22 protein-coding genes are annotated in these 20,231 nt (G+C 61.8%); 3 read left to right on the top strand and 19 right to left on the bottom strand.

The window, feature by feature from the left end:
- Window positions 1-2: 2 nt before the first annotated feature.
- Complete coding sequence (locus tag ACREC7_RS10775; RefSeq protein WP_431555687.1) at window positions 3-431, top strand: organic hydroperoxide resistance protein; 429 nt, start codon at window positions 3-5, stop codon at window positions 429-431.
- 219 nt (window positions 432-650) lie between these two features.
- Here the strand turns inward: ACREC7_RS10775 and ACREC7_RS10770 are convergent, their stop codons facing one another.
- From ACREC7_RS10770 to ACREC7_RS10685, 18 genes are all read right to left on the bottom strand, one after another.
- A complete protein-coding gene (locus ACREC7_RS10770) occupies window positions 651-1,685 on the bottom strand; it encodes a DUF5681 domain-containing protein (RefSeq protein WP_431555686.1) in 1,035 nt (344 codons plus the stop codon).
- A 1-nt stretch (window position 1,686) separates the two neighbouring features.
- Window positions 1,687-3,033 carry a site-specific DNA-methyltransferase gene (locus ACREC7_RS10765; RefSeq protein ID WP_431555689.1) on the bottom strand — a complete coding sequence of 449 codons (1,347 nt, stop codon included), beginning with the start codon at window positions 3,031-3,033 and terminating at the stop codon, window positions 1,687-1,689.
- Window positions 3,034-4,027: 994 nt separating this feature from the next.
- On the bottom strand, window positions 4,028-4,861 hold the full coding sequence (locus ACREC7_RS10760; protein ID WP_431555685.1) for an MBL fold metallo-hydrolase: 834 nt from the start codon (window positions 4,859-4,861) through the stop codon (window positions 4,028-4,030).
- Between the two features lie 173 nt (window positions 4,862-5,034).
- Entirely contained in the window at window positions 5,035-5,859 is an 825-nt protein-coding gene (locus ACREC7_RS10755) for an urease accessory protein UreD (RefSeq protein WP_431555684.1), read from the bottom strand.
- Between the two features lie 52 nt (window positions 5,860-5,911).
- Window positions 5,912-6,544, bottom strand: coding sequence for an urease accessory protein UreG (ureG, locus tag ACREC7_RS10750; protein WP_431555683.1), 633 nt, complete (start codon window positions 6,542-6,544; stop codon window positions 5,912-5,914).
- Window positions 6,541-8,253 (bottom strand): urease subunit alpha, encoded by a 1,713-nt coding sequence (ureC, locus tag ACREC7_RS10745; protein ID WP_431555682.1) that lies wholly within the window; start codon window positions 8,251-8,253, stop codon window positions 6,541-6,543. Before ureC ends, ureG begins: the two co-directional genes overlap by 4 nt.
- 4 nt (window positions 8,254-8,257) lie before the next feature.
- Window positions 8,258-8,956: an urease subunit gamma gene (locus tag ACREC7_RS10740; protein ID WP_431555681.1), complete on the bottom strand. Its 699-nt coding sequence runs from the start codon at window positions 8,954-8,956 to the stop codon at window positions 8,258-8,260.
- Between the two features lie 24 nt (window positions 8,957-8,980).
- Complete coding sequence (locus ACREC7_RS10735; protein ID WP_431555680.1) at window positions 8,981-9,661, bottom strand: urease accessory protein UreF; 681 nt, start codon at window positions 9,659-9,661, stop codon at window positions 8,981-8,983.
- Window positions 9,658-10,104 carry an urease accessory protein UreE gene (gene ureE / locus ACREC7_RS10730; RefSeq protein ID WP_431555679.1) on the bottom strand — a complete coding sequence of 149 codons (447 nt, stop codon included), beginning with the start codon at window positions 10,102-10,104 and terminating at the stop codon, window positions 9,658-9,660. Before ureE ends, ACREC7_RS10735 begins: the two co-directional genes overlap by 4 nt.
- Window positions 10,105-10,158: 54 nt before the next feature.
- Window positions 10,159-11,205 (bottom strand): agmatinase family protein, encoded by a 1,047-nt coding sequence (locus ACREC7_RS10725; protein ID WP_431555678.1) that lies wholly within the window; start codon window positions 11,203-11,205, stop codon window positions 10,159-10,161.
- Between the two features lie 35 nt (window positions 11,206-11,240).
- Complete coding sequence (locus ACREC7_RS10720; RefSeq protein WP_431555677.1) at window positions 11,241-12,305, bottom strand: agmatinase family protein; 1,065 nt, start codon at window positions 12,303-12,305, stop codon at window positions 11,241-11,243.
- The gene (locus ACREC7_RS10715; RefSeq protein ID WP_431555676.1) at window positions 12,302-12,727 is read right to left on the bottom strand and encodes a hydrogenase maturation nickel metallochaperone HypA; all 426 of its coding nucleotides are present in this window, start codon (window positions 12,725-12,727) and stop codon (window positions 12,302-12,304) included. The genes ACREC7_RS10720 and ACREC7_RS10715 overlap by 4 nt, the downstream gene beginning before the upstream one ends.
- The gene (gene hypB / locus ACREC7_RS10710) at window positions 12,720-13,520 is read right to left on the bottom strand and encodes a hydrogenase nickel incorporation protein HypB (protein ID WP_431555675.1); all 801 of its coding nucleotides are present in this window, start codon (window positions 13,518-13,520) and stop codon (window positions 12,720-12,722) included. The genes ACREC7_RS10715 and hypB overlap by 8 nt, the downstream gene beginning before the upstream one ends.
- A 25-nt stretch (window positions 13,521-13,545) precedes the next feature.
- Entirely contained in the window at window positions 13,546-14,388 is an 843-nt protein-coding gene (locus ACREC7_RS10705; RefSeq protein WP_431555674.1) for an ABC transporter ATP-binding protein, read from the bottom strand.
- A 37-nt stretch (window positions 14,389-14,425) separates the two neighbouring features.
- The gene (locus ACREC7_RS10700; RefSeq protein ID WP_431555673.1) at window positions 14,426-15,853 is read right to left on the bottom strand and encodes a glutamine synthetase family protein; all 1,428 of its coding nucleotides are present in this window, start codon (window positions 15,851-15,853) and stop codon (window positions 14,426-14,428) included.
- 78 nt (window positions 15,854-15,931) lie between these two features.
- Window positions 15,932-16,960 carry an ABC transporter substrate-binding protein gene (locus ACREC7_RS10695; protein ID WP_431555672.1) on the bottom strand — a complete coding sequence of 343 codons (1,029 nt, stop codon included), beginning with the start codon at window positions 16,958-16,960 and terminating at the stop codon, window positions 15,932-15,934.
- 91 nt (window positions 16,961-17,051) lie between these two features.
- Window positions 17,052-17,930 carry an ABC transporter permease gene (locus ACREC7_RS10690; RefSeq protein ID WP_431555671.1) on the bottom strand — a complete coding sequence of 293 codons (879 nt, stop codon included), beginning with the start codon at window positions 17,928-17,930 and terminating at the stop codon, window positions 17,052-17,054.
- Window positions 17,915-18,448 carry an Lrp/AsnC family transcriptional regulator gene (locus ACREC7_RS10685; RefSeq protein ID WP_431555670.1) on the bottom strand — a complete coding sequence of 178 codons (534 nt, stop codon included), beginning with the start codon at window positions 18,446-18,448 and terminating at the stop codon, window positions 17,915-17,917. Before ACREC7_RS10685 ends, ACREC7_RS10690 begins: the two co-directional genes overlap by 16 nt.
- Window positions 18,449-18,759: 311 nt before the next feature.
- On the opposite strand from ACREC7_RS10685, the gene ACREC7_RS10680 reads away from it, so the two are divergent.
- Both ACREC7_RS10680 and ACREC7_RS10675 read left to right on the top strand, forming a co-directional pair.
- Window positions 18,760-19,107, top strand: coding sequence for a cupin domain-containing protein (locus tag ACREC7_RS10680; RefSeq protein ID WP_431555688.1), 348 nt, complete (start codon window positions 18,760-18,762; stop codon window positions 19,105-19,107).
- Window positions 19,108-19,261: 154 nt separating this feature from the next.
- On the top strand, window positions 19,262-19,930 hold the full coding sequence (locus tag ACREC7_RS10675; protein ID WP_431555669.1) for a hypothetical protein: 669 nt from the start codon (window positions 19,262-19,264) through the stop codon (window positions 19,928-19,930).
- 18 nt (window positions 19,931-19,948) lie between these two features.
- Here ACREC7_RS10675 and ACREC7_RS10670 read toward each other — a convergent pair.
- The coding region (locus tag ACREC7_RS10670; protein ID WP_431555668.1) for an alpha/beta fold hydrolase at window positions 19,949-20,231 on the bottom strand (283 nt) is incomplete at its 5' end.

Here is a 20,231-nt window from a genome sequence, read left to right as displayed (position 1 = left end):
GGATCAAGCCGCTATTCACCGCAACTGCGACCGCCACGGGCGGCCGCAACGGTTACTTCAAGGCTAGCGATGGTTTGGTCGGGACCAATTTGTCGGTGCCGAAGGAGATGGGCGGCCCCGGTAAGCCGGGTACAACTACACCAGAGCACCTCTTTGCGGCGGGATACGCCGCCTGTTTTGGTGGCGCGCTCGACCTCGTGGCAAAGCAGCACAAACTGGACGCTAGCACGGCCAAAGTCACCTGCGCGGTTTCTATCGGCCCTCGGGAGGGCGGCGGATTCGGGCTCGCCGTCAGGATGAGCGTCGCGGACAGGAGCCTGCCGCAAGCGAAGTTGGCGATCCTTGTCCGCGAGGCCCACGAGAAGATCTGTCCATATTCACATGCGACGCGCGGCAACGTGGACGTAAAATTCGACGTCATCGGCGCTTGAGAAATTCATCGCTCGTGGACCGATAACCTCAAAATCGACTTGCCCAGACCACGTCGGCGACAGGTGATGGGCTGCCGAGTTCAGCGCGCCAGTTCGGCAGCATGCACCATTGGAGACCATCTCTGAGAGATGGTCGGGGATATCTGATGGCAAGCGTCTCCAATCCAACTGGAACCGATCGCTCCAGCTTGATGACGCCATCCCGTTCTTTCCGTAGCATCATTTCACCGCCTGTTGCCGCTCATGGGCGATCGCCATGATTTCGGCTGTAAGTTCCTCAAAAGTGCTATTGAGGACGTCAAGGCGCCCGTCCTTCCATCTCCGCAGTAGCTCATAGAACAATTCAACTCTCTCTTTGCCGATTCGCAGCGGCGGGAATACCTTGCCTCTCGGAGGGCGTGCGCCGAGAGAGCGCCATCCACGATAAACGTCCTTGAGCAATTGGCGCTTCGGGATGTGAGCGTAGCGCAGCATCTTTGCAGTAATTTCATCGTCGCTAAGCTTGAGGCGGTCTGGCACGGATTGGTTGAGGATGGTTGCAAGCAACAATGCCGTTCCGGGCTTGTTGAAACGATCATCGCTGTCGAGATCGCCCTTCTGGCGCCAATCCAGTGCATCTTGCATGAGCAGCATGTCGCGCATGTGGCGAGTTTGCTCGATCTGAGGGACTTCCTCATCGACGATCGGACCGACAAAGCGGACGCCATTCACGGGATCGATGACGACATCATCGGGATGAGGCAGTAGGGCAGGCGGCGGTTCGTCCTTACGTTTGGCTTCGGCGATCGCCTCTCGGCAATCGACGATATATTGCCTCCAGGACTCAATATTGTCTTGAATCTGGCGCCTCCGCTCGCGCTCGGCCCGATCGTAGCGTTCGATAATGTGTCTCTGCGCATAGGCATTCCCCTTGCTCGCCGTAGCGTATTGCGCCAGGAACACCGCTTCGATTGCAGGGATCTTCTTGACCTCCTCTCCTTCTCGGACACCGATCAGCCTTTCCGCCTGTTTCAGCGCCAGATCATTGGCTGAGCGGTCGCCTGTGCCGAGAGCGGCGATTCTGGGTCTTCCTTTCGGATTGCCCGACTGACCTTTCTTGAACTGGTGCTGCTTAGGAGGCCGCTTATAGCCGGCGCCGAAGAGAATCTCTTTTTTGATTCCTTCCACGACTTCGTCTGACAGGGGTTTCGGTTTGCCGGATTGCTTTGGATCCGGGGTATTTTCAGTACCGTCTTCTCGTGAGTTGTCTGCCACCTCAGCCTCTCCGGCGCTTAGCGGGTTTTCGGTGTGTCGCCGAAGCCGGCAACCTCTCCGCCGCAACGTCCTCGAAAGAAAGCTGTTTATCCTCAAGCCTTGCCTGCTTGCCCGTGTAGGTCTCCCAGCGCGTGAGGATCGTGTCGCAATAACCGGGATCGTATTCGAGGAGTCGGGCCTGCCGACCGCAGGTCTCCGCCGCAATGAGGGTCGTTCCCGAACCACCGAAAACGTCGAGCACGATTTCGCCGCGCTGCGAACAGTCGCGGATCGCATCGGCAACAAGCGCCACTGGCTTGACCGTTGGATGCATGGCAAGTTCATCCATGCGGCGGCTCCCAAGGCTGCTGATGCCCGGATAGTCCCAGACATTGGTCCGGTAGCGTCCCGTCTCGCCCAGCCCGAAGCTGTTAGTGTGTGACGCAGAGCCGACCTTGAAGACAAAAACAAGCTCGTGTTTGGACCGGTAGAAGCTTCCCATGCCGCCATTCGTCTTGTTCCAGACACATAGGTTTTTCAGTTCCGAGAACACAGCGTCCCCGGCATCGAAGAGTTCCCGCATATGCCGCCAGTCCATGCAGACATAGGCAATGGCTCCATCGCGTACGAAGGAGGCTGCATTGGAGAGCGTCTCAGTAAGGAAGGACGTGAACTCGGCCTGTGCCATTTCGCCGGAGGCAAAGGCGAACTCCCGGTGCTGGACCGAGCCGAGCCCGCAGACATGGCCATCGATCTCCACATTGTAGGGCGGGTCGGTGAATACCAGATCAGCTCTATCCTCTCCCATAAGCCGCGCCACATCTTGCGACGAGCGCGCATCCCCGCAAAGGAGTCGGTGGCGACCGAGAAGCCAGAGGTCTCCTGGTCTATTGACAGGGCTCTCAGGTGGCTCCGGGATGCGATCGGCAGGACTGTCGATGGTTGCCGCTGAGGCCTCGCGCGCCTGGTCTAGTGTGATATCGATCTCGGCGAGCGAGAATCCGGTCAATGTCACGTCGAACTCGAGATCGATCAGCGCCTGAAGTTCGATTGCCAGGATCTCACTGTCCCAGCCGGCATTGAGTGCGAGCTTGTTGTCGGCGAGCACATAGGCCCGCCGCTCCTCGGCGCTGAGATGCGAGAGCTTCAGGGTTGGAACCGCCTTGAGACCCAGCTCCTTCGCCGCCATGACACGCCCATGGCCAGCAATGATTTCGCCCTCGTCGCCGACCAGCACCGGATTGGTGAAGCCGAAGCGCGTGATGCTGTCGGCGATCTGGCGGATTTGCTTCTTCGAGTGCCGCCGCGCATTGCCGGAATAGGGCCTCAGCACTGTTACAGGCAGCATCTCGATCTTGGGCGCCTGCATGTCCATCCGTCCCGCTCCTCCAAACGATATCCGCGAATCGCGCGGCGATCCGTTCTTCATCTGGAACAATGGAAAACCCAGAAATGCAACATGCGTGGCTCACCTCTTTGCTGCGGAGGGGGGAGCAGAAAGCACCCAAAACGAAAGGGAAAATTCACGCCTCCTCGAAGCCGCTCGAAGGCTGTCGAAAGCCATTTGAAGACTTCTCGAAAGCAGCTTTCAAAAGGTCTTCAAAAAAAAGCAAAGTCCGCTGATCACAATTTCGTGAGCACCCATTTTGTCGGTAACTCACATTGCCGGGTGCTCTACGGGGATCGGACTCGCGACGGCAGAAGCGCGCCCGCTGCAGCCACCACGCGTCGCCGCGATCGGATGCAAGGAGGCCAGTCCGCACGAGCTGACTACTCGATCACTGTGCCAAACAAACTAAGCGGCAGTCTGCCTGATGGCGATCATGACCGGCTCCGCCTTCGAGGTTCATGATCGCCAATTGACGTCCGCGTGAGTGCAATCGCATCCCGGACTATGACAGCCCGTTTCTGCTAAGTCGCAATCGGAAACCGCCCTAGGACAATTGACTTGCGGCTATGGGCAACCGGCTCCCACTTACCGGCAATCCGATCCCTCTTAACGGCAATCGAAAACCGGATAACGACAACGAATTTCAGGCAGAGTTCCCTGTTAAGCAACTTTGGGAAGAAGAGTGGGAAGACAGGAGCGGCCCAATCCCGCGCCAAACTCTGGGAATTTCCGGGCGCTGTCGATGGAAAACGGGAAATCGCTGTTAATTCATGCTAGCAGGGAAAGAGAGGCGCGTTCGCTGTGGACTACCAGCACAGCCACACTAGTCGCGGGTTTCGCTCTCTGCCTAACTTCGACGAAGGTGCCCGGAATTGCCCAACAATTGGCGGTCGTTCTCTCTAACTTGAGGCCAGAGAGTGCGTCCCAGCGCGAGAACGCCGCGTCTACCCCGGTTCCCTAGTCTCATGCTGAGCTAGGATTGGTCACGTTCCCCAGCAGCCACAGTCCCCGCTCGTACCGTATGCCCCCGCTTTTCTGCATTTTCGAGATAGGCATCGGCGAGTGCAATGAGACGCTCGCGTCCGAAGCTCGGCTCGTGGCCCGCGTGAATGGTCCGTGCAGGGAGTTCGCGCAATCGCAGCATCGTGCGCACGTAATCGGCCACATTCGAGTGGTGCAAATTGTCGACCAGAGGACCGTCGTAAACAGCGTCGCCTGAGAACAGGGTCTGTGTGCCTGCCTCCCATAGCCCGATGGAACCAGGCGAGTGCCCGGGGAGATGCAGAACCTCGAAGGATCGATCGCCGAGATCGATGATATCTCCCTCATCTACCATGCGGGTGACTTGGGCCGGGCGAATCCTGAAGCTTCGCATGTCGTAGTCCGCCACCGGAAGAGCGGTCAGCATCGGCCCTGCCATGTCATATCCGTCGACAGGCGGCACGAGCAAAGTGGCGACGTTGGTCGGATCGAAGTCCGCTCCAGCGAGCGTGTGCCCGCCCACAGGGCGCGCAAGCCCCTCCGCCTCACGCGCATGCACAAGGCACTCCTCGAACTCGTGATGATTTCCGATGTGGTCGATATGGGCGTGGGTTGCGACGGCGGCCACGGGCCGGTCGAGAATGTCTTTGGCGAACGCGCGCAGACTTGCAACGCCCATTCCAGTGTCGATCACCAGGTCGCGATGGCGCCCACGCACATGCCAGATGTTGCAGCGAAGGAACGGCACGACGTGCGGCTCGAAGATGAGCGTGACGTCGTCATCGACCCGGCGAAGCTCAAACCATTTTTCGGCGATCTTGAGCACGGCCTTTATGCGTCAGCGGCGCTGGAGTGAGCAAGCAGCCAATCGAGGGAGAGAGTTTCTGAAGTGAGCATGCCCGCCGGTATGTTGCAGTTAAGCTTATTAAGAGCAGACAATCGACCTCCTCGGCAAGGTGTCAGTCTCTGGGCCCAAAATGGCGGCTCTCACGCTTGGCGCTACTTTCTGCGCTCGAGAGGCATCGAGCCTTTCAATTGAACTCTCGCCGCGCACCAGACCTGGTGCAAAGCGAGCTTCAGCGCCGCACCGTCCGCGGCGAGCACTCTGACCAGAAGGCCGGCAGAGTTCGGCAGAAGCGAAGAGCCGATTATCGCCACGTCGCCATCGAGCCTGATCTTCCGCAGCTCGCCGGCAACGGCGTTTGCGGAGAGATCGAGCCCGGCGACGATCATGGTTCCTTGCGCCTTGAAGCGCCCTGAAATTCCCGGGCATGAGTCGGAAAACGCCTGACCACCCATCTTCAGGCGGTCGATGGCGAGAGACTTGCCGCTGTCATCCTCGATGGCGATCTCGCTGAAATAGGCTGAGAACATCTCGCCTCGCCCTGCTGGGTCGTGACAGAGGAACGAGTCCGACACCAGCGCGACGGCATCACCGCCGAGCGTGACCGCGATTACCGATCTGAAGCGCGACCCCGGAAACAGGATCTGCGGGTCTGGCAGATATTCGAGATATGAGCCGCCCTCGCATTGGACGCGCACGCGCTGGGCGGCGCTTCCCGAGGGCATGGAGTGAACCACGGTCGCGGCTTGCGTCGAGACATGGGCTTCCGCACCTTGCGCGGTGGCAAGCGTCACATCGAGCCGGTCGTGCTCATAGATGCCACCGGAGCATGACTGCACGTAGAGCGTGGCGAGGCCCGGATGCTCCCTGTCGTAGTAATGCACGCGGCAGACATGGAACGGATAGCCTGCATATTGGCGCTGCAGATAACTGCGGCCATCGCCGTCGGCGGCAAAGGCGAGATCGAGCCGGCCCGACACGAGCCTGCGCCCTGCGCCCGGCGAGGCCTCTGCCTCTGTGCTCCCTGATCCGTCAGGCGGCAAAGATCACATCCTCGACGAGGCGGTCCACGATGGCCGCGACGCCTTCGCCTGTCTTGCAGTTGGTCAGCATCACCGGGCGGCCGCGGCGAACCTCGTTCGCATCTTCCACCATCAGATCGATGTTCGCCCCGACGAAGGGCGCAAGATCGGTCTTGTTGATCACCAGGAGGTCGGACCGGAGGATGCCGAGGCCGCGCTTGCGCGGAATATCGTCGCCGCCGGCGGTGTCGATGACGAACAACCAATAATCTACGAGCTCGAGCGAGAAGGTCGAGGCGAGATTGTCGCCGCCTGACTCGATCAGCACGACATCGAGTTCCGGAAAAGTCTCGACCAGACTCTCGACCGCCTGAATGTTCAAGGTCGGGTCTTCGCGGATCGCCGTGTGCGGGCAGGCCCCGGTCTCGACGGCAAGGACACGGGCAGGATCGATCAGGCCGGACCGTTTGATCCGCTCGGCGTCTTCCTGCGTGACGATGTCGTTGGCGACGACGCCAACCTCGAGATTGCGCGCCTTCATCGCCGGGATCAGGCGCTCGACCAGCGCCGTCTTGCCGGAGCCGACCGGGCCGCCAATGCCGATGCGGGCGACCCCAGGCAATTTGCGACGCGGCCCGGTCATCGCAGCATGTATCTCTGAGCGAGCGGCAGCCTCTGCGCCGGCTCGCAGGTTGCCACTTTGCCGTCGACATAGACGTCGAAGGTCTGCGGGTTGACCGTGATGCTCGGGCAGGCATCGTTGTGCAGCATATGCTGCTTGTTGAGCTTGCGCGTGCCCGTCGCCGGCAGCACCGGCTTGGCGAGATCGAGCTTGCCGGCAATATCCGCCTCGATCGCCAGCGGATTGACGAAACAGGCGGAGAGCGCTTGCTTGGCCCTGCCGAAGGCGCCCCATTGCGGGCGCATGCGCAAAGGCTCGCAGGTCATCAGGCTCGCGGCGCTGTCGCCCATGGCGCCCCAGGCGATGAAGCCGCCCTTCACCACGATCTCAGGCTTGATGCCGAAGAAGCCGGGCCGCCACAGCACCACATCGGCGATCTTGCCCGGCTCGAGCGAGCCGATGAAGGCGTCGATGCCGAAGGTGCGCGCGGCGTTGATGGTGTATTTGGCGATGAAGCGCTTGATGCGCTCGTTATCTCCGCGCTTGGTTTTCTCGCTCGACAGCCGCCCGCGCTGGTCCTTCATCTTGGAAGCAAGCTGCCAGGTCCGGCAGATCACCTCGCCGATGCGGCCCATGCCCTGGCTGTCGGAGCCAAGCATGGAGATGGCGCCGAGATCGTGCAGGATGTCCTCAGCCGCGATGGTCTGCGCCCTGATACGGCTCTCGGCGAAAGCGACGTCCTCCGGGATCGCCGGGTTCAGGTGATGGCACACCATCGTCATGTCGAGATGCTCATCGAAGGTGTTGACGGTGTAGGGGTTGGTCGGATTGGTCGAGGAGGGGAGGCAATTGATCTCACCCGCCACGCGGATGATGTCCGGCGCGTGCCCGCCGCCGGCGCCTTCGGTGTGATACATATGGATGGTACGGCCGCGGATCGCGGCCAGCGTATCCTCCAGGAAGCCGCTTTCGTTCAGCGTGTCGGTGTGCAGCTGCACCTGGAAGTCGAGCTCGTCGGCGACCGCAAGGCAGGTGTCGATCACCGCCGGCATCGAGCCCCAATCCTCGTGGATTTTCAGCCCGATGCATCCGCCCTTGATCTGGTCGAGGATCGAGCGCGGCCGCGAGGTGTTGCCGCGCCCCAGGAAGCCAAAATTGATCGGCCACTCTTCCGCCGCTTGCAGCATCTTGCCGACATTGAAGGCGCCGCCGCAGTCGATGCCGACCGTGATTGGCCCGAGCGAGCCGCCGATCATGGTGGTGAGCCCGGAGCTGATGGCATGCTCGCAGAGCTGCGCCGAATCGAAATGCACATGAACGTCGATGCCGCCTGGCGTGGCGATCATGCCCTCCGCGTCGCGCACCGTCGTCGCCGCGCCGACGATCAGGTTGGGGTGCACGCCGTCCATGGTCGCAGGATTGCCGGCCTTGCCGACGCCGACGATCTTGCCGTCCTTGATGCCGATATCGCCTTTGACGATGCCGAGCACCGGATCGATCACCAGCGCATTGCAGAGCAGCATGTCGAGCGCGCCCATGGCGCTGTCATAGCCTGGCGTCAGCCCCAAGCCATCGCGCAGCGTCTTGCCGCCGCCATGCAGGCACTCTTCGCCGGGGACGGCGAAATCATGCTCGACCTCGGCCAGCAGCGAGGTGTCGCCAAGGCGGATGGCATCGCCCACGGTCGGGCCATACATCTGCGCGTAGTCCTTGCGGCTCATCTTGGCCATGGGTTCATGCTCCCTTGAAGCCGCGCGCCCGCGCGCGCTGCAACGCTTCCGCCTTGTTCGCTCCGCTGCGCCAATTGCCCTCGGTGAGGCCGTTCAACCCGAGCAGCTCTCCCGTGCCGCCGAACTCGGTCAGAACCACCTCCTTCGACTCTCCCGGAGCGAAGCGCACCGATGTTCCTGCCGGAATATCGAGATGCATGCCGAAGCTCTTCTCCCGGTCGAAATCGAGCGCCTTGTTGGTCTCGAAGAAATGATAGTGGCTACCGATCTGGATCGGCCGATCGCCGGTATTGACCACTTTCAGCGTCGCCTTGCGCCGCCCGGCATTGAGCTCGATGTCTCCGTCCTCGGCGATGATCTCTCCCGGCACCACCGCATCGGCTGACTGCCTGCGCTTGCCGGGGCGGATAGGGTCATGGACGGTCACGAGCTTGGTGCCGTCGGGGAAGGTGCCCTCGACCTGGATCATCGGCATGAGATGGGCGACGCCCGGCATCACGTCGTCGCTGGTCAGAAGCGTCGAGCCCCAGGCAATGAGGTCGGCCACCGAGCGGCCCTCGCGCGCGCCCTCCAGGATCTCGTCGACGATATAGGCGACGGCTTCTGGGTGATTGAGCGGCAGGCCCTTCGCCTTGTGCTTGCGCGCAAGCTCGGCCGCGACATAGATGGTCAGCCGCTCCATTTCCGTAGGCGTCAATAACACACTGCACCTCCCGCCCTTGCGGAGCTAATTGGCGAACACCCTCAGACTGTTGTTGGCGTGCTGCATCACGGCGATCTCGGCCTCCAATCCATAGGCGCTGAGCGCGCCGACCGGGGGCACCGGCAGCGCGGCAAGTCTGGCAGCTTCCTGCCGCGCCTCGACCAGGATCTGCTGCGCCTCGATATGGCCGAGGCAGCCGAGGCGGATGCCGGCGCCGAGCAGCCCGGTGGCGAATGTGTGCGCCGACAAAGCGACGGCATCTCGCTCGCTTAAACCCGCGCCCCCCCAGAGATAACCTTGCATCGCCGGAAGGTGCCCGAACGCATCGCCCTGCTTCATCTTCTCGCGATAGGCGGCAGCATCGCCGATGCCGAGTCTGGCGAACACCGACAGCATCGCGTCGCCCATCCGCCGCGAGGCTCCGCGCAGCTCGGCGCAAGGGCTTTGCACCTCGACCTGATCGTCGATGGCAGCGACATTATCGAGGTTCATCCTCGCCCTGTGCGCCGAAACGACCACGGGCCGGTCGAACTCCGCCCAGCGGGCGCGAAGCTGGCCGATGACGAAGGCACGCACCGTATCTGCGTCAGTGACGGCACCGCTGCCGGACAGCCCTTCCAAACCCCACGAGAAGGAGACGGCGCCCGACGGGAAGAAGCTGTCGCCGAATTGAAGAACCGCAAGCGCTTGCGCAACGTCACTCATTCCGTCCCCCACGCGATGCGGCCGGAGGCCACCAGGTGCTCCAGGCGATCGACATAGTGCTCCGCTGGTCCCTGCGTGGCGACTAACAAGGCGCCTGGCTCGAACCGCACTTTCCAGTGATGATTGCCGGCGCAATAGCCTGCCTCGAGCGCGGCATCGGCGTCGCACGGGGTGAGGCGCAGCCAGCGCTGCTGCGCTTTCCGCAACACGATGGCACGGGTGTCTTCCAGCAGAAGCACGGCGCCGTCGACGAGCTGATCGCCGCGCTCAAGGGCGATAGCGACATCGGTTCCCTTGTCGGTCTTGCCGCGGAGGCGGCGGCGCGAGGCGTCCTCCTCGCCTACGACGAGGGTCTCGACCCGGTCGTCGTGCTCGAGGTGATGCAGCCTGTCGGCGAGACGCGGGTCGCTGGCCGTGCCCACTATTCCGGTGATGGTGATCATGTCTTTGACCTCCGGACTGACAGCAACGAAACCTAAGCTTCGGAGCGTCTCCCTTTATTCGGCGGCGGTCAGGTCCGACCGGCGCAGGCTCTGATCGACCAGCTCGCCTCTCGCCCGCGCCATCGCCGCCATCAGCCGCAGCACGGTGCACACCGCGAGACGCGAGGTGGTGCCGCTCACGTCGTACACCGGCGCGAGCTCGGTCACGTCGATGAGGCTCGCGGTCTTCTGCACGCCGATGATATCGGCGACCCGCACCATCTCGCGGCTCTCGAGCCCGCCAGGCTCGGTCGCGGTCACCCCTGGCGCCGCCGAGGCGTCCATGACATTGAAGTTGAAGCTGAGATATTGCGCGTCGGTACCGCCCCAGACCTTGGCCACCGCCTCGCGCGTCACCGCATCGATGCCGCGCTCGTAGATCTCGAACATCGGGTAGAAGCGGATGTTACGCGCCTTGGCGAGATCGATATAATCCTTTGGATTCATGGAGTTACGGGCGCCGATATGGGCCACGTTGGCGGCGTTGAGATTTGGCAGCTCGGTGATGCGGGCAAGCGCGCAGGTGCTGAGCAGCTTTTCCCCGGCCCAGCTGTCGGCAAGATCGAGATGCGCGCCGAAATGGAGACAGCCCATCTTTTTGCCTGGGCCGATATGGTCGGACAGAGCGCGCGCCGCCTGAATGGAAATCGACCTGTCGCCGCCGACGATGATAGGGGTGACGCCGGCCTTGAGCACGGTGGTGACGGCGCGATAGATGCGCTCGCGTGCGCTGTCGGGATTGACCTTGGGCATCGGCACGTCGCCGCAGTCGACGGCAAGTCCGTTCAGGTCGACGCCGAACTCGAACCAGTAGGACAAGTATTCCTGCGAGGCGATGCGGAACTCGCGTGGCCCGTCCTCGCTGCCCGGCTTGCCGACATTGCCCTCGTCGAACGGCACGCCGACAAAGGCGTAGCGCGCGCCGTGCGCCTTCAGCGCCTCGGTCTCCAGCGCCACGTGCGGCGCACGCAAGAACGTCAATTGACCAGGCGCGCGGTAGTTCTCGCCGCCTTCTCCTCCAAGCGGCGAAAACAGATGGGCGTAGCTTTTCGCGGGGTTCATGGCTGGATTGCTCTTCTCATTGCACTGTTACCGATTCAGGGTTGCTGCCCGCGGTCGCGGAGCGTCTTCGCCCGGCTTCCTAGGAAGTGGTAGATCATCAGCGCCGCGGTCTTGATGCTGATGTGGCTCACGTCGAATTTCGGACAGAGCTCCGAGACCTCCATGATGTCGGCGCCGAACGTTCCGGCGGCGCGCGCAAGCTGGATGATCTCGCGGCCCTTCAGCCCGAAGCATTCCGGCGCCGTCGTCCCAGGCATGCAGCTCGAGTCGATCGAGTCGGTGTCCCAGGAGAAATAGACGCCGTCGGTTCCGTCCCAGGCACGGGTGAAGATCTCCCTGGTGCACTCGACCACGCCGCGGGCGACGAGCTCCTGCATGGGGATCAGGCGCACCTCGTTGTCGACGAAGAAGTCGTGCCAGTCCTTCGGATTGAGCCCGTTGCGCGAGCCCATATGCACCATGTTCCTGGCGTTGCAGTTCGGCAGGTCGAGCGCGCGCGACGGACCTGAGCAATTGGTGAAGGCGTTTCCCGCCCAATCGGGCGCCGCGTCGAGATGGCAGTCGACGTGGAGATAGCCGATGCGCCCGCTCTTGTGAAAATCTGAAAGCGCGCGGGCGCCAGGTATCGGCACCGAATGGTCGCCGCCGCACAAGACAACCTTGGCCCCGCCATGCAGGCACTCGGTCAGATAATGATAGATATACGCGTGAGACTTATCGTTGTTGCCGGGAACGATGGGAATGTCGCCGCAATCGACGACCCTGAAGAAGGTCAGGAGATCGACGTCGTATTCGAACATATAAGGGAAATATTGCGTCGAGGCCTCGCGGATGCCGGCTGCCCCTTGCGAGGTGCCGGCACGCACCACCTGGCCCTGGTCCCAGGGGACGCCGATGAAGCACACCTTGGCGCCCATGGCGCGGATGGCGTCGCGGTCCGGCGGGCAATAGGGCGCGCCCATGAAGGTGGCGATGCCTTGCGCCTTGAAGGTGCCGTTGTGCAGCTTTGGCGAATAGATGTGATCGTCGGCCCCCTCATGCTGATGGGGCCCGCGATGCTGATGCGGCACGTGCTGCCAGAAATGTGCGGTATCGCTCATTTTGGGTTCTCCGGCCTGAGCTTTTCGCCTCTAGGCTCCGGCATGGTACCTGGCGTTGCACGAGCGGCGTCTTGATTGGACGGGACGAGGCCGATGGACACGAGCTGCATCTCCCGTCCCGTGAGCACCTTTGGCGTCGGGCGTCCGCAATCGGGGCAACGAAAATTGTAGAGCGCCGCCGGCGTCTTGACGGCATCGCAATAGGTGCACAGCACCGTGAGGGGCACCTCGTCGATGTTCAGCCTCGCGCCTTCGCAGAGCGTGTCCCGCGATGCGGAGGGGAAGCAGAAATAGAGCGACCTGGCGATGCCGCTCAGCACGCCCATCCGCAAGTTGATCTCGGCGACGCGCGCGGCACCGAGGCCTGCTGCCTGATCGCAGACCTGATCGACCAGCGCGCTTGCGATCGACATCTCATGCATGGACGTGTGCCGCTGCTTCCGCCCGGGCCCCGCGCTCGGACGCGTTGATCAGCCAATCGATCCACCCCACCATGCCTTGGCCGCTCCTGGCCGAGACTTGCAGCACGCCGATATCCGGATTGATCGACCGCGCATGCTCGATGCAGCTTCCGACATCGAAATCGAGATGCGGCAGGAGATCGATCTTGGACAGGACCATCATGCTCGCGGCGGCAAAGGCGTCGGGATATTTGAGGGGCTTGTCGTCTCCCTCGGTCACCGAGAGAATCGCGACTTTGTGCGCCTCGCCGAGATCGAAGCCTGCCGGACAGACGAGGTTGCCGACATTCTCGATGAACAGGATCGAGTTGCGCTTGAGTGGCAAGCTCTCGAGCGCGTGCCCGATCATATGCGCGTCGAGGTGACAGCCTCGGCCGGTGTTGATCTGAAGCGTGGGCACGCCAGTGGCGCGGATGCGCGCGGCATCGAGCGAGGTCTCCTGATCGCCCTCGATCACGGCCACAGGCACCGTGGATTTCAGCATCTCGATGGTCTTGACCAGAAGCGTGGTCTTGCCCGAGCCGGGACTCGATACGAGGTTGATGGCGAAAACCCCTGCCTCGCCAAGCCGCTGCCGGTTCTCGGCCGCATAGGCGTCGTTCCTGGCGAGGATGTCCTTCTCGATGCGTACGAGGTCATGCGCATGACCCGCCGGTGCTTCGTGGTGATGATGATCGTGGTGGTGATGGTGGTGGTCATCGTGGTGATGATGATGATGCTCGCCTTGATGGCTGCAACCGCATACGCCGCACATGGGTCGTTCTCCTCCGGATGAATGTTCAGTGTGTCGCCGGCGACTCTTCGATGTCGCTGCGCATCTCGTCGCGCATCAGACGCATGATTTCCTTTGCCAGCTTGTAGAATCCCTTCGCTTCCATCATTTCTTCGTGGCTCGCCAAGCGGCGCCCGCCCTTGAACTCGGTCACGAGATTTTCGCGGACGGTGCCCGGGTGACGCGACATGAACACGATACGGTCGGCAAGGAAGATCGCTTCTTCGATGTCATGGGTGACGAGCAGCACGGTTGCCTTCGATTTTTCGACGATGCCGATCATCAGTTCCTGCATTTGCCATTTGGTCTCGGCATCGAGCGCGCCGAACGGCTCGTCCATGAGCAGTATCGAGGGTCCGTTCGCCAGCGTGCGGGCGATGGCCACCCGCTGCTGCATGCCGCCGGAAAGCTCGCGCGGATAGGCGTCCTTGAACTTGGCAAGCTTCACCAGTTGGATGAAGCGCTCGGCGTTTCTTTGCCGCTCGTCTCTGGTAACGCCGTTGATCCGCATGCCGTATTCGACGTTCTTCTGCACCGTCATCCAATCGAAGGAGGTGTAGCGCTGGAACACCATGCCGCGGGACTTGTCCGGACCGTGGATCTCCTTGCCGTCGAGGAACATCGCGCCGTTCGACGGATCTTCGAGCCCCGCCACCATGCGCAGCACGGTCGACTTGCCGCAGCCTGACGGCCCGAGCAGCGCGCAGATCTCTCCTTCGGTCACGTCGAACGACACGTCGCGCACGGCCTCGATCGCCATCCTGTTGCCGAGGTCGTAGCGCTTGCCGACGCCGCGCACCGACAGCTTGGCCGATGTCGACGTCGAGGTCGCTTGAGACGGCATTGACATGGTCAAAAGCCCGAGCCCTTGGTGCCCGGTCCCCAGATTAGAAAAATCGCAAATATTCCCGCTTCTCCCAGTCGGTAATCGTCTCGTGGAAACGATCCCACTCGTCCTGCTTATGCAGCGTGTAGAGCCGGTGCATGGTGTCGCCGAACACGTGCTTGGCAAGCGGATCGGCGGCGAAGCCGGTGATCGCTTGATCGAGGTTGCGCGGCAGGGGCCTCACTTGCAGTTCGTCACGCTCGGCCGCCGTCAGCTCGTAGAGCGACCTGGCCAGCGGCGGCCCTGGGTCGAGCCGTTCGCGGATGCCCTCGAGCGAAGCCGCGCAGGTCATGGCAAGGCCGAGATAGGGGTTCACGCACATGTCGACGGCGCGGTTCTCGATGGCGAAGCGGGCCTGCGGGAACCTGATCATAGCCGAGCGGTTGTTGACACCGTAGGTGATGTGGGTCGGCGCCCAAGTCACCGTGCCGCCCTCGAACTCGCGGGCTCTGCCGATCAGCCCCTTATAGCTGTTCACCGTCGGGCAGTTGACCGCGGTCAGCGCCACGCCGTGCTTTAGCGCGCCGCCGGCCGCCCATCGCGCCGTCTCGCTCCAGTTCCCGCTCGCCTCGTCCTTGAACAGGTTCTTCCCCGGATCGGCGGTCGACTGAACGCTCCAATTGATATGCGCGCCGCTCCGCCAATCGCCTTGCGCCGGTTTCGGCATGTAGGTGACGAACAGGCCGTGCCGCTTGGCGACCTCCTTCAGCAGAATGCGCAGGAAGGTGAAGCGGTCGGCCGTGCCGAGCACGGTCGAGTAGTCGAAGTCGATCTCGAACTGCGAATAGGCGCCTTCGCACACCACGTTCTTGAGGCCCCAACCCATGGTGTTGAGCTGCTCGATGACGTCGGCGAGGAACGGCATCGAGTCGAGGGAGTATTCGACGTCATAGCCGAAGGCCTGGCGCTTTGGCCGGAACCCGTCACGGGCTTCCGGATCGTCGTCGATGGCTTTCACCGGCTGCCCCTGATCGTCATAGCGCAGCACGATGAACTCGGGCTCCATGCCGGCGTAGAAGGCGTAGCCGTGATCGGCGGCCTCCTGCATGGTCCGCTTCAGCACCATGCGCGGGCAGACGTCGTAGGGCGCGTCCTCGTAGTAGAGATCGGCGAACACGATGGCGATTTCCTGGTTCCACGGACAGACGAAGATCGCATCGAGATCGGGGATTGGGATCTGATCCGGATCGGCGGGTCCGAGCTCGGGAAACGTCGACACCGAGTGCACGGCGAATTGCGGCCCCTTGCCGATGCACAGCCTTTCGAATTCGGAGACTGGAACCGGCTTGGTCTTGGGGCTGCCCAAGATATCGATCCAACACGACAGGACGTACTTCACTCCCGCTTTTTCCAGGTCTGCCTTTGCCTTGTCGATACGCGACGTCTCGGGAATCGCCGCCGCCAAGGACGTCGGGTAAATGCCAGCCATGAATGTTTCCTCACGCACTGTTTTTGGTCTACCGGCCGGCGGATCTGACCGGATCCGCCAAGCCGAAATTGCGTCTCGTCAGCCGCGATAGCCGCTGTCGTACAGCTCCTTGAGCAGGCTGCAGTCGATGCCCTTGTCCGGCGGATAGTTCTCCTTCACCACGCCGAACTTCACCCACCACTCGTTGGTGAGCTTGAAGTGATCGACCATCTGGCCGTTCTTCTGCCCGAACGGCGGATCGCCTGGAGCCACGCCACAGAACTGCGCGGCCTGCATGAAGGTGTAGGGATCGAGGCCCGAATCGAGACCGGTTCCATCCTTGCCGATGACGAGCTCGACGTCGGGGACCGACATTTTCATCCCTTCGGCAATGATCTTGTTGCCCTCCTCGGGATTTGCCTTCCACCAGGCAATTGCGTCGTACATCGCCTTGACTGCCTTGAGCGCAGTGGCGCGATTGTTCTTGGCCCAGTCGGCGTTGATGAAATGTGCGTCGGCGATCAGGGCGTTCTTGGCCCATTCGGCGTCTGCGGTGCTCGCCACCACCTTGGAGTCCGGCACTGCCTTCATATATTGCGTGCCGAACGGCTCCCACAACTCGGCTCCGGCGACCGTGCCGCTGATCATTGCCGCAGCCGCCTGGTCCATGATGACGTTGACATATTCGACAGAGTCGAACGGCATGCCATTTTTCTCGAGATAGATGCCCATCATGATCTGAGGCAGGCCGCCGACCATGACGGCTACTTTCTTGCCCTTTAGATCGGCAGGACTGGAGACCTCCGGGCGCATGATGAGCCTGTCGGTACCGTGCGAGAGATTGCCGTAGGCGAACATGCGGACCGGCATGTTCTGCGAAGCGCCGATCGGCGCGAACTCGGCGGTGCTGGAAACGATCTCCAGCTGCCCCGACGACATCAGGGCGAAGCTCTGAAACGGATCCTCGATCGCCTGGTAGGTAATGTCGAGGTCGGGAGCGAGGTTCTTCGCCTTGGCGATGTACCACCATCCGTAGCCGGGCCAGGTGAGGCCCGCGACCCGAACTTGATCCTTAGCCCACCCTGCGGTGGCGGCGGCAAAAGCGAGGCCCGCCACGGCGATCGCCAACGAGAACTGCCTTAATCGGGATAATGATGCCTGACGCATGGCTTTCTACTCCCAGCCAAGTTTTGACCCAACGACGATGTAATACCTTCACCTACTGCTCACCGCGCGGCACATACGGAAACAGAACCCGCTGTGCCCAGCGGAAGAGAAAATCGAACATGAGACCGACCACGCCGATGACGAGGATGCCGGCCATGATTTCGTCGACCTTGAGGAAGCGCTGGCCGCGCATCATCACCGCGCCGATGCCGGTAGTCGACGCCACGATCTCGGCGATGACCAGATAGGTCCAACTGACCGCCAGCATCTGGCGCATCGAAATCATGATCTTCGGCGCGACCGCGGGGAGCACGATGGTCGACAGGATCTGCCACCGGCTCGCGCCGAGCGTCATGGCGGTCTCGATCAGCTCAGTGCGCACCGCACGCGTGTGGTCCATGATCAGCGTGATGAGAAAGAAGATGACGCCGATGAACAGCAGCGCGAGCTTCGAGCCTTCGCCGGCGCCGAACCACATCAGCAACAACGGGATAAAGGCCGGAGCCGGCAGATAACGCCAAGCGCTGACGAAGGGATTGAAGAATGCGTCGAAGGTGCGGAACGAGCCCATCAACACGCCTAGCGGAATGGCGACGGCGCAAGCGAGCGCGAAGCTCGCAAGTATCCGATAGATGCTGGTGCCGATGTCGTAGAGAAAGCCCTTCTCGACAATCATCGTGTAAAGCGTCGAGAGAACCTGATGCGGCGGCGGCATGAACAGGGTGTTGACCCAACCCTTGGCCGCGGCCAGCTCCCAGACGCCGAAAAAGATCACCCAGACGGCGACCCCCAGCAGAATCGTCCAGTACAGCGGAATTGGTTTTTGGTACTCGAACCAGCGCTGACGATAGGACTTGACCTCCGCCGCCGGAGCGAGTGTTTGTTTTGGGATCACGCGATGATCCCCATGCATGATTACGGCTGTCCCCATTTCAGCATATTCTTGTACATAGCGAGGCCGACCATCGGCTCGACGGCTGCGAGATCCTCTCGACTGTAGCAATGCTCGCGCAGGAATAGCGCCAGTTGATCATGGGTCTCGCAGATGACTTCGATCAACAAGTCGTAGCGGCCGGCAACGAAGATGACGTAGGTCACTTCATCTCGATCGCGAAAATAATGCGCGGCCTTCTGCGGATCATGCCCCGACGCCACTTTCAGACCAACCATGGCATAGGCGTCGTAGCCAAGCGCCATCGGGTCGGCCATGCCCATGATGCGCAGCACCTTGGAGTCGATCAGCTGTCCGACGCGGTTGCGCACCGAGCCTTCGGAGATGCCAAGCTGCTTGGCGATTGTCGTGAAGGCGGCGCGCCCGTCGTTCTGGAGCATGCGGATGATGGTGAAGTCGATGTCGTCGAGCGCTGAGGGCCTGGTCGGCGTCGCCGATCCGGCGCTTGGCCCACCCTGGCCCGACGGAGCGACCGCTGCGCGCCTGACAACGGTCATGGGCCCTTTCGCCACAGCCATCCGATCCCCGCGGCCGTTACGCATATCGAAGACAGAGCGCATATGTTCTACGAAATTTATAAATCTACAAGCCCATTTTGTATGAATGCGTATTTTGCGGCCACATTGCCTACGATTTACGCATATGGGTCTGATTGAACGTCGCCCGGCCTTCGAAGTTGGTTATTTTGGAGGCAGACCGGAGACTTACGCATGGTCGAGGTTATTCTGCTCACGTCTGGCCTATCGCCTTCGCGTAAGAGGAGAGAGCGATGATGGAACACAAAACAATCGATACATCGGCGAAACTCATGCCCAAGGTTGTCAGTTTCCAGGATCCGCTTCCCGAGCCGCAACGCTACCGCCCGCAGGCCGACCGCATTCTCTCCGGCGATCCCGCCCAGGCAGCGACCAATCTGTTCAAGAGTGCCGACGGCCGGTTCAATTCCGGCATATGGGAAGCCCAGCCCGGAAAGTGGCGCGTGGTGTTCACCGAGAGCGAGTTCTGCCATCTCCTGGCGGGTGTCATCGTGGTCACCGGCGACGATGGCTCGCAGCGCACGTTCAGGGCTGGCGACGCCTTCGTGTCCCCTTCCGGCTTCACCGGCACGTGGGAGATTGTTGAACCGGCGAAAAAATTCTACGCGTATTATGAGTGATTGCTCTTCGGCCGCCAACTCGCGTTACGGTTCGGTGACAGTTCCGGAAGAAATGATCGGATGCTGGGAGCGGCACTCTATTCGCTTCAGAGACGGTTCGGAGGACAGGACGACGCGAGTCTTCTGGCTCCAGACCCTTTCCGGGGTGGGGGATATGCGTATCGCCGCCTCGCGGCCAAACCTGCGCGGACGAAGGGGTCTTGCGGACTGCTCCACAGATGAGCTGCTGAAGCTCGCTGAACAGGACTGCTTTTGCGGGGTTACCCTCTTCGATCCCGGCGCCGAACCGTTTCCGACCGCGAGCTGGCCAAAGGGGACCTATCTGTTTCGCTTTCAACCTCTCATCACGTTTCCAGAGCCTGGTTGGATTGCGTGGCAAGACGCCGGAACGTGCATGATCGAACGGGCGCCGAGCGGGGCGTACCAAGAAGATTGGCGGCTACAGCCAGGGTCGCGATCGTTTGCCATCCATCTCACCAAGCGCGACGCGGCAACCATGACATGTCTCTTCGTTGCCGGTGAGCATGCGATCTACGCACGAAATCGCACAGTCGGCCTACCATCGGACAAGACTCTGTTGGAGCTCGCAAAGGATGCCGAATACGACCCCGGCCGTCTCCGGCAGCTTGTCGATTGCGAATTTTCTTACGCCCGCCGCGCGCAGCCGGGTGGTGACTACCACATTGAGATTTCAACTCTGCCTTGGCGGGAGGGTCAGCCCCTTGGCTGCGCTTGGATCGACGCCCTGGCTTCGAAGGCCACGCATCGCGAGGATCTTGTGTTGGGCGAAAACTGGACCGTCGAGAGCCTGTGGCGTCCGTGAAGATCCTCTCGCTCGGCTCTAACCGCCGGCGAGAAAGCTGCTCACCTCCTTCGCGAATCTCTCCGGCGTGTCGTGCGGGATCCAATGCGACGCGTTCTCGACGCGCACGAGGCGAGCGTCGGGAATCTCGCGCGACAGCCTCTCGCCGTCGCCGATCGTCTGCCAGGGATCGTGCACGCCCCACAGACACAAGGTCGGCGCGCCGATCTCGCCATGCCTCTCGACCAGCATGGTCGTATGGTTGGTGTTGAGGCTGCTGGCATTGCGGATGATGGAGATCTTGCCTTCTTCGTCGCTGTAT

Source organism: Methyloceanibacter sp. (genome assembly GCF_050728395.1).
Lineage (GTDB): Bacteria > Pseudomonadota > Alphaproteobacteria > Rhizobiales > Methyloligellaceae > Methyloceanibacter.
Note: the sequence above shows the minus strand (reverse complement) of the source record. Positions and strands in the feature narration are given on the sequence as shown.

Bases quoted from the DNA above. Each gene is read 5' to 3' on its own strand.
- ACREC7_RS10765 (WP_431555689.1), bottom strand. From the start codon at position 3,033: ATGCAGGCGCCCAAGATCGAGATGCTGCCTGTAACAGTGCTGAGGCCC.
- ureG (WP_431555683.1), bottom strand. From the start codon at position 6,544: ATGACCGGGCCGCGTCGCAAATTGCCTGGGGTCGCCCGCATCGGCATT.
- ureC (WP_431555682.1), bottom strand. From the start codon at position 8,253: ATGGCCAAGATGAGCCGCAAGGACTACGCGCAGATGTATGGCCCGACC.
- ACREC7_RS10735 (WP_431555680.1), bottom strand. From the start codon at position 9,661: ATGAGTGACGTTGCGCAAGCGCTTGCGGTTCTTCAATTCGGCGACAGC.
- ureE (WP_431555679.1), bottom strand. From the start codon at position 10,104: ATGATCACCATCACCGGAATAGTGGGCACGGCCAGCGACCCGCGTCTC.
- ACREC7_RS10725 (WP_431555678.1), bottom strand. From the start codon at position 11,205: ATGAACCCCGCGAAAAGCTACGCCCATCTGTTTTCGCCGCTTGGAGGA.
- ACREC7_RS10720 (WP_431555677.1), bottom strand. From the start codon at position 12,305: ATGAGCGATACCGCACATTTCTGGCAGCACGTGCCGCATCAGCATCGC.
- ACREC7_RS10715 (WP_431555676.1), bottom strand. From the start codon at position 12,727: ATGCATGAGATGTCGATCGCAAGCGCGCTGGTCGATCAGGTCTGCGAT.
- hypB (WP_431555675.1), bottom strand. From the start codon at position 13,520: ATGTGCGGCGTATGCGGTTGCAGCCATCAAGGCGAGCATCATCATCAT.
- ACREC7_RS10705 (WP_431555674.1), bottom strand. From the start codon at position 14,388: ATGTCAATGCCGTCTCAAGCGACCTCGACGTCGACATCGGCCAAGCTG.
- ACREC7_RS10700 (WP_431555673.1), bottom strand. From the start codon at position 15,853: ATGGCTGGCATTTACCCGACGTCCTTGGCGGCGGCGATTCCCGAGACG.
- ACREC7_RS10690 (WP_431555671.1), bottom strand. From the start codon at position 17,930: ATGGGGACAGCCGTAATCATGCATGGGGATCATCGCGTGATCCCAAAA.
- ACREC7_RS10685 (WP_431555670.1), bottom strand. From the start codon at position 18,448: ATGACCGTTGTCAGGCGCGCAGCGGTCGCTCCGTCGGGCCAGGGTGGG.
- ACREC7_RS10680 (WP_431555688.1), top strand. From the start codon at position 18,760: ATGCCCAAGGTTGTCAGTTTCCAGGATCCGCTTCCCGAGCCGCAACGC.
- ACREC7_RS10675 (WP_431555669.1), top strand. From the start codon at position 19,262: ATGCGTATCGCCGCCTCGCGGCCAAACCTGCGCGGACGAAGGGGTCTT.